We start from the raw sequence: 10,889 nt of genomic DNA, 5'->3' as shown, positions 1-10,889 counted from the left end.
TCCGCAGTCCGCAGTCCGCAGTCCGCAGTCCGCAGTCAATGCTCGATCTTCTTGAGCAGGAACACCAGCGGCACGCACAGCAGGTAGATGCAGCCCAGCCACAGGAAGATGTCGTTGTAGGCGAGCACCTGGGCCTGGATGCCGAAGCGCTGACCGAGCAGAGCCACCGCGCTGTGGTAAGGATCGGCAACATGGCCGATCAGCATCGCCTGGTAGTTTTCGATCTGCTGCTGAACCACGACTCGCCCCTGGTTGAGCGCGGGGATCAGTTGGTTCCAGTGATAGTCCTCGCGCCAGTCGCGCACGGTGTCGAGCATCGCCAGGCCCACCGCGCCGCCGAGGTTGCGCATCACGCTGAAGAGTCCGGCGGCGTTGCCCAGCTCCTGCGGCGGCAGCGTGCCCAGCGCGATCCGCGAAGCCGGGATGATGCACAGGATCATGCCAACGCCGCGCACGATCTGCGGCCAGAAGAACTCCCAGAAGCCCGACTCGCTGGTCAGGTTGTTGTTCATCGCCGTCCCGATGCCGATCAGCGTCAGGCCGAAGAACAGCAGCACCCGCAGGTCCACCGAGTTGGTCAGACGCCCCACGATCGGGGCGGTGAAGAACATCGCCACGCCGGTGACGAACATCACCTCGCCGATCTGCAGGCTCGAGTACCCCCGGACCCCGCCCAGGAACAGCGGCATCAGGTAGACCAGACCGTACATCGCGATCCCCACCACGAACACGAGTCCCGTGCCGATCGAGAAATTGAGATTGCGGAAGGCGTGGAGATCCACGATCGGCGAATGGTAGGTAAACACCCGCCAGAAGAAGCCGATGCAGGAGGCGACGCAGAGCAGTGTCATCCACACGATCAGCTCGCTGGCGAACCAGTCGTCACCGGGCCCCTCCTCGAGCACGAACTCGAGGCTGCCCAGAAACAGCGCGATCAGGATCAGGCCGCGAAAGTCGAGCCGCTTGGCCACGCTCGCATCGCCTTCGTCGATATCGAGGAAGCGCCACGCCGCCAGCGTGACCAGGATTCCCGGCACCACGTTGGCCAGGAACAGCCAGTGCCAGCTGAACAGTTCGGTGACATACCCCCCCACGGTGGGCCCGATCGACGGCGCCATGGTCACCACCATGCCGATCACACCCTGAACGGCCCCCATGGCGCGACGCGGGAACAGCGAGAAGCTGATCGCCTGGGTGATCGGGATCATCGCGCCCCCCATGAAGCCCTGGATGGCGCGCAGCACGATCAGCTGTTCGATACTGTTGGCCAGCGCACAGCCGAGGCTGGCCAAAGTGAAACCGGCACAGGAGATGACGAAAGCCACCCGCGTCGACAGCCAGCGCATCAGCACGCCGGAGAGCGGGATCATGATGATTTCAGCGACCAGGTAGGAGGTCTGGATCCAGGATATCTCGTCGCTCGAGGCCGAGACGCCGGCCTGGATCTCGTTCAGCGAGCTGGCGACGATCTGGATGTCCAGGATCGCCATGAACATGCCGAACACCGCCGCGATGAAGCCGAAGCGGTAGTGCCAGGACGGCATCTCCTGGGGGCCGGCGCCGCCTGGTGCCGCCACTTCACTCATGCCATGCACTCACGTGGCAGCGTCACGACTGCGGCCCGTCGTCCAGGTCGGGGCCGGGATCGAAGTAGATCGCCTGGCCATCGACCTCGCGGGTATCCACCGAAGGCACCACCGAGAGACCGGACTGCAGCCGCCAAAGCTGGTCCTTGGGCCCGGTGACCCGGATCTTGACCGGCACGCGCTGGACGATCTTGTTGAAGTTGCCGGTGGCGTTGTCCTGGGGCAGCAGGCTGAACTGGGTGCCGGTCGCCGGCGCCACGCTGTCGACCTTGCCGGTGAAGTCGATATCCGGGTAGGCATCCACCGCCAGGGTCACCGGCTGGCCCACGCGCATGCGCTCGATCTCGGTCTCCTTGTAGTTGGCGACCACGTAGGCGCGGGAGACCGGGACCAGTTGCATCAGGGTGAGCGACGGCTGGGCGAGATCGCCGGGCTCGACGGTCAGATTGCCGATGACGCCGTCGCGCCGGGCGACGATACGCGTCTTGGCGAGCTGGCTCTGGTTGTATTCGATGTCCGCTTCGGCGGCGTCCCGGTTGGCCTTGGCGCTGTCGATGGAGGCCTGGTCGGCCGACAGCCGCCGTTTGGCCGACTCGACGCTCGCCTGGCGCGCCGCCAGCGTCGCCTGGGCGACCCGCAGCGACGCCTGATCGTCCTGCAACTGCTGGCGCGAGGCGTAGTTGTTCGCCGCCAGCGACTGCGAGCGTTCGAGGTGCTGGCGCGCCTGGGCGACGTCGGACTGGGCTGCGGTCACCTGGGCCTGGGCTTCGTCGATGCTGGCCCGATCGAGCTCGACCTGACGCTGCGCCTGGGTCACGTTGGCCGAGCTGACGGCCAGTTGCGCCTGGGCCTGGGCCAACTGGCTGCGAGTATCCCGATCGTCGAGCTGAACCAGCAGGTCGCCCTGCTTCACCCGCTGGTTGTCGTCCACCGCCACTTCGGTCACGCGCGCGCTGATCTCCGCACGCACCGCGACGCTATCGGTGTGCAAGTAGGCGTTGTCGGTCTCGATGAAGAAGCGTCCGGTCTGCCACCAGTGCCACGCGAAGACGAGCGCCACCGCCAGCGCGACCAGTATCACGACTGCCGTGTAGAGTTTCTTTTTGATCTTCATGCCGAGCCTATTTTCCTGCCAGAAGTGCGCGCCCATTCAATGTGTAGTGTAGACTACACTATCTTATTGAAAACGCCACCGCGTCGTATCGAAAAAATCCGGCGTTGCCGACACGAGAGAAAGCCATGTCGCCGTCACTTCCCAAAGATTCCCCCCCGACGACCGAGCGGGGCCGTCAGCGTCGGGACGCACTGCTCGACGCGGCACAGCAACTGTTTCTCGAGCGCGGCTACGGGCAGGTCAGCGTCAACGACATCGTCGGTCGCGCCGGCGGCTCGCTCTCCACTCTCTATCGCCACTTCGGCAACAAGGAAGGCCTGTTCCAGGCCATGATCGAACGCCGTTCCCATCATATCTACGGCACGCTGACCGACGAAGGTGTCGACGAACTGACCATCGAGGCGGCGCTGCAGCGTCTCGGCATCGAGCTGCTGGTCAAGGTCATGGACGAGGAAACCCTGGGCATCTACCGCGAAGTGGTGGCCGAGAGCCCCCGCCAGTCGCAACTGGCCCGGCTGTTCTTCGATGGCGGCCCCGGTCGTGTCCGACTCGCCCTGGCGGACTACTTCGAGCGCCAGGTGCAGAGGCAACTGATGCCGGCCTGCGATACCGTCGAACTCGCCGGCGCCTTTCTCGGCATGTTGCTGGGCGAGTGGCATCTCATTCGCGTACTGCAACTGGAGTCGCCGCCCTCCCGGGCGGCGATCGAGGATCGGGTGACACGCTGTGTCGACCTTTTCCTGCATGGCGTCCAGGGCCGCCCCTCACGACGAGGCCAGTAGCGCCTCGATGGTGATCGGCAAGTCACGATGGCGCTTGCCGGTGGCGTGGTAGAGCGCGTTGGAGATCGCCGGCGCAACGCCGGTCAAACCGATCTCGCCAACGCCACGACCGCCGAACTCGTTGTGCTTGAAGTCCGGGTAGTCGAGCAGCTCGACGTCGATCTCCGGCGCATCGGCGTGCGTCGGGACGATGTAGTCGGCCACGTTGGCGTTGATGAGCCGCGCATCCCGCGGGTCGTAGTCGAGCTTCTCGAGCAGGCCCATGCCGACCCCCATGACGATGCCGCCCTCGACCTGGTTGCGCGCCGTCGGCGGGTTGATCGCCCGGCCGATGTCGATCGAGGAGACCACCCGCGCCACGCGCACTCGAGAGATTTCCGGATCGATACGGACCTCGACGAAGTGGGCGCCGAAGGAGCGGAAAGCGTACTCGCTGCGCTCGCTGCCGGGGGCGGCGCTGCCCTGACCGTTGACGCTCGAAAGCTTGCTGGTCCCGAGGATCTCCTCGAAGCTCACGCGGCGCTTGCCGTCGGTGAGTCCACCCGCTTGTGCGGAGAGCGAATCGGCGTCGCTGCCTTCGAATGCCCCGCCGCTGCCGACTGCCACTTCCTTGAGCGCATCCAGCGCGTCGCGCGCCGCCGCCGCCACGGCGGGCAGCACCGTCGCCGTCGCCATGGAGCCACCGGAGAGCGGCCCCGCCGGCAGGCTGGTCTCGCCCAGCTTGACCTCGATTCGCGAGAGCTCGGCGCCGGTGAGTTCGGCGACGGCCTGGGCGACGATGGTGTAGGTACCGGTACCGATGTCCTGGGTGCCGCAGGCGGCGAACAGCGAGCCGTCGGCGCGCAGCTCGACCCGCGCCTCGCAGGGCTGACGCCCGGCGGACCAGGTGCAGGAGGCCATGCCGTAGCCGATGATCTCGTCACCGTCGCGCATCGAGCCGATGGCCGGGTTGCGCTGCTCCCAGCCGAAGCGCCTGGCGGCGCTGGTCAGGCACTCGTCGAGATGCTTGCTCGACCACGGTAGACCGCTCGCCGGGTCCTGCTCGGCGTTGTTCTTCAACCGCAGCTCCACCGGATCCATCCCCAGCTCCACCGCCAGCTCGTCCATGGCGGTCTCCAGCGCGAAGATGCCCGAGACCTCGCCCGGTGCTCGCATCGGGCACGGCGTGCCGTGATTCACCTCGAGCACGCGCTGGCTGGTCGAGACGTTGTCGCAGGCGTAGAAGCTCGGCGTGGCGCTGCCGCAGGTATCGACGTACTGGTGCACCAGCGAGGTCTCGGTGGTGCTGTCGTGGATCACCGAGGTGAGCTTGCCGCTGCGATCGGCACCCAGGCGGATGCGCTGACGCGAGGCGGGCCGATTGCCACCGCCGGTCATGTCCTGCTGGCGCGGCAGCACGACCTTCACCGGGCGGCCGGTCATCCGCGCCGCCACGGCGGTGGCGACCGAGTGGGGCCACATGAACAGCTTGTTGCCGAATCCGGAGCCGATGTAGTGGGAGATCACCTCGAGGTTCTCCTGGGCGAGCCCGAAGACCCGCGCCATGGCGTTGCGCTGGAAGAAGACGCCCTGGGTCGATTCGTGCACCACCAGGCGCTTGCCCGCGTCGCGCCACTCGGCGAGGGTGGCGTGCATCTCCATCTGCAGGTGGCTTTCGGCGGCGATGTGGTAGGTCGAGTCGACCTTGACCTCGGCGCCGCCGAATGCCGCTTCCGGGTCGCCCCGGGAGCTGCCGGCACTCTCCTGCAGCGTGCCTTCGGCATCGGTCTGCAGCAGCCCGACGACGGCGCCGCGCTCTTCCCGATAACGGGCAACCACGCGCTGGGCCGCGCCCCGCGCCTGCTCGAAGGTCTCGGCGACGACCAGTGCCACGTACTGGCCGTGGTAGTAGATGCGCTCATCCTCGAACGGCAGGCGCACCTCGTTGACCATGTCGCCATGGGCCATGGAGTTGGGCGAGCGGTGCAGCGCCTCGAAGTGGCCATGGTGGAAGATGTCCACCACACCCGGCATCGCGCGGGCGGCGTCGAGATCGAGGGATTCGAGCACGCCGTTGGCGATGGTGGCCGGCACCGGGTAGCCGTAGAGCATGCCGTCGACGTGGAGTTCGCCGGTGTAGCCGGCGCGGCCGGTGAGCTTGAATTCGCCGTCGATGCGCGGGGTGCGCTGGCCGACGACGCGGGGCTGGTCGAAGTCGGGTTGGGTCATGTCGTTCATGCCTGGCTCTCCTGTGTCTCGCTCGCCGGCGTCTCGCCACGGGCCGCGTTGCGCAGCGCGCGCACGATCGCCTGACGCGCCAGGGGAATCTTGTAGCCGTTGTGCTCACGCGCCTGGGCATCCTTCAGGGCGATGTCGGCGGCGCGCTCGAAGCTCGCCTTGTCGGCGCTCTGGCCGACCAGCGCCGCCTCGGCATCGCTGCAGCGCCACGGTTTGGTGGCGACCCCGCCGAGCGCGAGGCGCGCTTCCCGAATCGTGTCGCCGTCGAGCACCACCTGGGCGGCACAGGAGGCAAGCGCGAACTCGTAGGAAGCGCGGTCACGCAGCTTCAGGTAGTGCGAACGGGCGTTTTCCAGCGGTGCGTCCAGGGTGATCGCGGTGATCAGCTCACCATTTGCCAGATCATGCTCGATGTGCGGCGTGTCGCCCGGCAGGCGGTGGAAGTCGGCGAAGTCGACCTCCCGTTCACCGTCGGGCCCCTGCAGCGTCAGCGTCGCGCCGATGGCGGCGATACCGACGCACATGTCCGACGGATGCACGGCGTTACAGACGTCGCTGCCGCCGAGGACGGCATGCATGCGGTTGATGCCGTCCATGGCGTCGCAGCCGCTGCCCGGCTCGCGCCGATTGCATCTGGCCGCCGGGTCGCGATAGTAGGGGCAGCGGGTGCGCTGCATCACGTTGCCGGCGGTGGTCGCCATGTTGCGCAGCTGGGTCGAGGCCCCCGCCAGCAGCGCTTCGGAGAGCACCGGATAGTGCGACTTGACCTCGGGATGGTGGGCCAGGTCGGTATTGGTGACCAGCGCCCCGATCCTGAGCCGGCCATCGTCGAGCCGCTCGACCCGCTTGAGCGGCAGCGCGTTGATGTCGACCACGTTCTCCGGCTTCAGTACGTCGAGCTTGATCAGGTCCAGCAGCGTGGTGCCACCGGCGACGAAGGCCGCGCCGGGCATCGTTCGATGAGCGGCATGATCGACGCTATCGGCGCGGGAGTAGGCGAAGGTTCTCATGCCGCTCCCTCCTTGCGCGCGGCATCGTGGCCCAACTGCGCGCGAGATTTCTGGATCGCTTCGACGATGTTCTTGTAGGCCCCGCAGCGGCAGATATTGCCGCTCATCGCCTCTTTCACGGAGGCGTCGTCGGTGCCGATGCGCTCGTCCGCGAGCAAGGCGGTGGCGGACATCATCTGCCCCGGCGTGCAGTAACCGCACTGGTAGGCGTCGCACTCGAGGAAATTCTGCTGCACGGGATGGAGTTCGCCGTCGCGGGCGAGCCCTTCCACCGTGGTCACCTGCTGGCCTTCACACATCACGGCGAGGCGCAGACACGAGTTCATCGCCTGGCCATCGACATGCACGGTGCAGGCGCCGCACTGGCCGTGATCGCAGCCCTTCTTGGTGCCGCCGAGCCCGAGCTGCTCGCGCAGCACATCGAGCAGTACCGCATTGGGCGCGACCTCGATCGTGCGGGGCTCGCCATTGAGCGTGAAATCGAGCCTGACGGTCTCGTCGGAGGGGTGGGGGGAATGCGCGGAATCGTCCATCATGCCGGCTCCTCATCTGAATTGGGAGAGCCGCGGGTGTCAGGCGCGTCACTGCGCCTCGCCGCGGCTCGTCGTCTCGAGCGATGATGCCGCGCAACGAAGCGATGACCTGGGAGACAGGATCACGGGAGCGCGTACATCGTCGATGATCGCCGGCTGCGTCGCGAGCCAGCGGGACAAGCGTTTCGTCACGGAGTGATCGGGCAGCCGGCGTTGTCAGGACCCCAGGGCCGCCCATCGACAACAGCATAGACAGCTCATCCCGATCCCGCCCAATGCATCGCCAGAAAATTTTGTCGCACGGCGCCCTAAAGCATTCGACTTCCGCTAAGCTCGTCGGCTGACGAATTTCTACCGGTCGATCGGGGTCGATGAATACGCTATTTCTGGTTCTGATTCTGCTGCTGGTTGCCTCGGCGACCGGGGTCGTTACCCGGTTCGTTCCCGCCCTCCCGACACCGCTGGTACAGATATTTCTCGGCGCCCTGCTGGCATGGCCGGCGTCGGGCCTGCACGTCGAGCTCGAGCCGGAAATATTCCTGCTGCTGTTCATCGCGCCACTGCTGTTTTCCGATGCCCGGCGCTTCCCCCAGCGCGAGTTCATGATCCTGCGCGGGCCGATCCTGGCCCTGGCGCTGGGTCTGGTGCTGTTCACGGTGGTCGGGGTCGGCTACTTCATCCATCTCCTGTTCCCGGCGCTGCCGCTGGCGATCTGCTTTGCCCTGGCGGCGATCCTCTCCCCCACCGATGCGGTGGCGGTATCGTCGATCTCCGGCCGCCTGCCGGTGCCGCCGCGCTTGATGCGAATCCTCGAGGGGGAGTCGTTGATGAACGACGCCTCCGGCCTGGTGGCGTTCAAGTTCGCCGTCGCGGCGGCGCTGACCGGCACCTTCTCGCTGACCGACGCGGCCGGGAGCTTCATGCTGATCTCGATCGGCGGCCTGGTGGTGGGCGGGCTGCTGGCCTTCGGCTTCAATGTCCTGCGCACGCGGCTGATCGAACGCCATCTGGGCGAAGCCACCACGGTCCAGGTCATCCTGCTGGTGCTGCTGCTCCCCTTCGCCGCCTACCTGCTGGCCGAACATCTCGGCATGTCCGGCATCCTCTCCGCCGTGGCCGCGGGCATGGTGATGAATCGTGCCGACATCAAGCGCGTCGGCCAGCTCCACACCCGCATGCAGACCCAGGCGGTGTGGGAGATGCTCGAATTCGTCCTCAACGCGCTGGTCTTTTTGCTGCTGGGGTTCCAACTGCCGGCGATCATCAGCGGGGCGCTGGACCATTCGCTGCACGATATCGGCGACTACGAATTCCTGCGCCTGCTGGGCTACGTGGCGGCGATCTCGATCGCCCTGCTCGCCTCGCGCTTCATCTGGATCTGGCTCGCCAGCGCCATCGGGCGGGGGCTGTCGAGAGTGATGGGCTTCATCAAGCGTCAGCCGCGCCTCCCCCCGCCGGCAAGCACCGGGCAGATTCCGGTGAAGCTGATGCTGGCGGCGACGCTGGCCGGTATCCGCGGCACGATCACCCTGGCGGCGGCGCTGTCACTGCCGCACCTGATGAACGACGGCACCGACTTCCCGGCGCGGGAGTTGATGATCTTCCTGGCGACCGGCGTGATCCTGTTCACGCTGATCACCGGCAGCATCGGCTTGCCGCTGGTACTGCGAAACCTCAAGCTCCCCAACGACACCCATGAATTCGAGGAGGAGCGCAAGGCGCGCATCGCCGGTGCCGAGGCCGCCATCTACCGTATCGAACGCTACCATCACGATCGCACCGGCGAGTTCGCCCGCAACAAGACCAACGACGAGACGATCATGGCGTTCAACGACATCAGCTCCCAGTTGATGAGCTACTACCGGGAGCGTCTGAACCTGCACTCCGCCGACACCGCCACGCCGCAGCTCGCCACCTCCCGCCAGTTGGAGCGCGACACCCGCCTGGAGGCGCTGCGCGCCGAGCGGCGCCAGTACTACAAGCTGCGCCAGCGCGACCGTATCAACGACAATGTCCTGCGCAAGCTGGTCCGCGAGGTCGATCTGGCCGAAGCGGCGCTGACCGGGGACCAGGGTGCGGCGCACCACTGATCGACACGCTGAACACGCACGCTCGAGCGACATTCTCGAGCGACACCACCGAACGACATCCTCGACCCGGAGACGACACATGCCCCGACCGTTCTTCCGCCAACTGCGCCTCGCGCTGATCACCGCCGGCCTGCTGGGTTTCACCGCCGGCGTATCGGCGCAGTCGACACCGCCGGCCGAATCCGCACAGGAGACGACGCCATCCGTTCCCGGCATGATCGTCGCCAGGAGCGACGCCGGCGTGCACGAAACCGCCATCCGCTTCGCCGAACAGGCGCGCACCAGCGGCATGACCGTATTCGCCCGGGTCGATCACCGCCAGGGCGCGATGTCTCGCAGCATGGCGCTGCTGCCCAACGAAGTGATCATCTTCGGCGATCCCAAGGGTGGCACGCCGCTGATGCAGTGCGCTCCGACCGCCGGGATCGACCTGCCAATGAAGGCTCTGGTCTGGCAGGATGCGGATGGCCAGACCTGGCTCGGCTACAACGACCCGGCGTGGATCGCCCAGCGCCACGGCGTCGCCGACTGCCCCTCCGTCAAACCGCTCCAGCAGGCGATGCGGAAGCTGGTCGAGGCGACGCTGCAGGAGTGATGTCGTGATGAAGGGCCGTCACCCCATGGCCAGGAAAGGAGAGCCGGTGGCGGTGCTGGAACCGGCCCGGCTTCGGTACAGCTAGGCTCTCAACCCCGCGGTGACGAACCCGCCATCGACGGCCAGGACCTGCCCCGTGACGTAGGAAGCCTCGTCGGAGAGCAGGAACGCCACCGCATTGGCGACTTCATCGGGCTGGCCGTATCGATTCAGGGAGACGCGCTGATGCCACTGGTCGCGCACTTCGTCGGTATGGATGGCGCGCGCCAGCGGAGTGTCTATCGGCCCGGGGGCCACGGAGTTGACGCGGATCCCCCGCGAGCCCAGTTCGCACGCCATCACCCGGGTCAGCGCATCCTGCCCGGCCTTGGAGGCGCCATAGGCGCTGCGCCCCTTGTTGCCGCAGAGGCCCGAGACCGATGAAATATTGACGATGCTCCCGGCGAGCCCTTGCGTCGTCCAGTAGCGGGCCAGCTCGCGCGATACCACGAAGGATCCGACCACGTTGACGTCGAGTATCCTGCGGAACTCCTCGACGCCCGTCTCGATGGTCGACTTGTCGATGCCGATACCGGCGCAATTGACGACGCCGACCAGTCGGTAGCGCTCGGACAAGGCCGCGATGGCCGCTTCGATGGCCGTCTCGTCGGTGACGTCGCACGCGCCGCCATCGCTCCAGCAGAACCCCGTGTCACACGTCTCGCAGGTGCCGTCGGCCGCGCACGCCGAACAGTCGTTCCCGGCAGAGCCCGAACACCCGATCGCGTTCGCGCCGGTCCCGGTCCGCAACTGGCGTGCCTCTGCGGCGATGGGGTACGAGTACGACTCGGGCGTCCAGGGGGGCACGACCCAGCAGTTCCTGCCCTTCGCACTTCGGTTCGAGTACGGCGCCCTCTCCCTTAGCCTCGCGACCTCTCGGGTTTCGATCGAAGGCGAACAGATCGTGGGTGGCTTCTTCATCC

10 protein-coding genes are annotated in these 10,889 nt (G+C 66.7%); 4 read left to right on the top strand and 6 right to left on the bottom strand.

From position 1 onward, the window contains the following. Positions 1-35: 35 nt before the first annotated feature. Positions 36-1,586: a DHA2 family efflux MFS transporter permease subunit gene (locus tag AC3AYF_RS12825; RefSeq protein WP_295039865.1), complete on the bottom strand. Its 1,551-nt coding sequence runs from the start codon at positions 1,584-1,586 to the stop codon at positions 36-38. A gap of 22 nt (positions 1,587-1,608) precedes the next feature. Continuing rightward, on the bottom strand, positions 1,609-2,700 hold the full coding sequence (locus tag AC3AYF_RS12820) for an HlyD family secretion protein (protein ID WP_487779816.1): 1,092 nt from the start codon (positions 2,698-2,700) through the stop codon (positions 1,609-1,611). A 125-nt stretch (positions 2,701-2,825) separates the two neighbouring features. Here AC3AYF_RS12820 and AC3AYF_RS12815 point away from each other — a divergent pair, with 125 nt between their 5' ends. Then, positions 2,826-3,482 (top strand): TetR/AcrR family transcriptional regulator, encoded by a 657-nt coding sequence (locus tag AC3AYF_RS12815; protein WP_295039868.1) that lies wholly within the window; start codon positions 2,826-2,828, stop codon positions 3,480-3,482. Here the strand turns inward: AC3AYF_RS12815 and AC3AYF_RS12810 are convergent. The 3 genes from AC3AYF_RS12810 to AC3AYF_RS12800 are packed head-to-tail and all read right to left on the bottom strand — an operon-like array spanning position 3,465 to position 7,245. After that, complete coding sequence (locus AC3AYF_RS12810) at positions 3,465-5,699, bottom strand: xanthine dehydrogenase family protein molybdopterin-binding subunit (protein ID WP_295039871.1); 2,235 nt, start codon at positions 5,697-5,699, stop codon at positions 3,465-3,467. The genes AC3AYF_RS12815 and AC3AYF_RS12810 overlap by 18 nt on opposite strands. After that, a complete protein-coding gene (locus tag AC3AYF_RS12805; protein ID WP_487779815.1) occupies positions 5,696-6,709 on the bottom strand; it encodes an FAD binding domain-containing protein in 1,014 nt (337 codons plus the stop codon). The genes AC3AYF_RS12810 and AC3AYF_RS12805 overlap by 4 nt, the downstream gene beginning before the upstream one ends. Then, entirely contained in the window at positions 6,706-7,245 is a 540-nt protein-coding gene (locus tag AC3AYF_RS12800; protein ID WP_295039877.1) for a (2Fe-2S)-binding protein, read from the bottom strand. Before AC3AYF_RS12800 ends, AC3AYF_RS12805 begins: the two co-directional genes overlap by 4 nt. A gap of 368 nt (positions 7,246-7,613) precedes the next feature. Here AC3AYF_RS12800 and AC3AYF_RS12795 point away from each other — a divergent pair, with 368 nt between their 5' ends. Both AC3AYF_RS12795 and AC3AYF_RS12790 read left to right on the top strand, forming a co-directional pair. Then, positions 7,614-9,332: a Na+/H+ antiporter gene (locus AC3AYF_RS12795; protein ID WP_295039879.1), complete on the top strand. Its 1,719-nt coding sequence runs from the start codon at positions 7,614-7,616 to the stop codon at positions 9,330-9,332. Between the two features lie 79 nt (positions 9,333-9,411). Then, entirely contained in the window at positions 9,412-9,927 is a 516-nt protein-coding gene (locus AC3AYF_RS12790) for a DUF302 domain-containing protein (RefSeq protein ID WP_295039882.1), read from the top strand. Between the two features lie 81 nt (positions 9,928-10,008). On the opposite strand, the gene AC3AYF_RS12785 is transcribed toward AC3AYF_RS12790, so the two are convergent. Then, on the bottom strand, positions 10,009-10,542 hold the full coding sequence (locus AC3AYF_RS12785; protein ID WP_295039884.1) for an SDR family NAD(P)-dependent oxidoreductase: 534 nt from the start codon (positions 10,540-10,542) through the stop codon (positions 10,009-10,011). Between the two features lie 7 nt (positions 10,543-10,549). Between AC3AYF_RS12785 and AC3AYF_RS12780 the strand changes: the two genes are divergently transcribed. Further along, on the top strand, positions 10,550-10,889 hold a 340-nt coding region (locus tag AC3AYF_RS12780; RefSeq protein ID WP_487779814.1), incomplete at its 3' end, for a hypothetical protein.

This window comes from Salinicola sp. (genome assembly GCF_982684285.1).
This window is presented reverse-complemented; position numbering and strand designations above follow the sequence as displayed.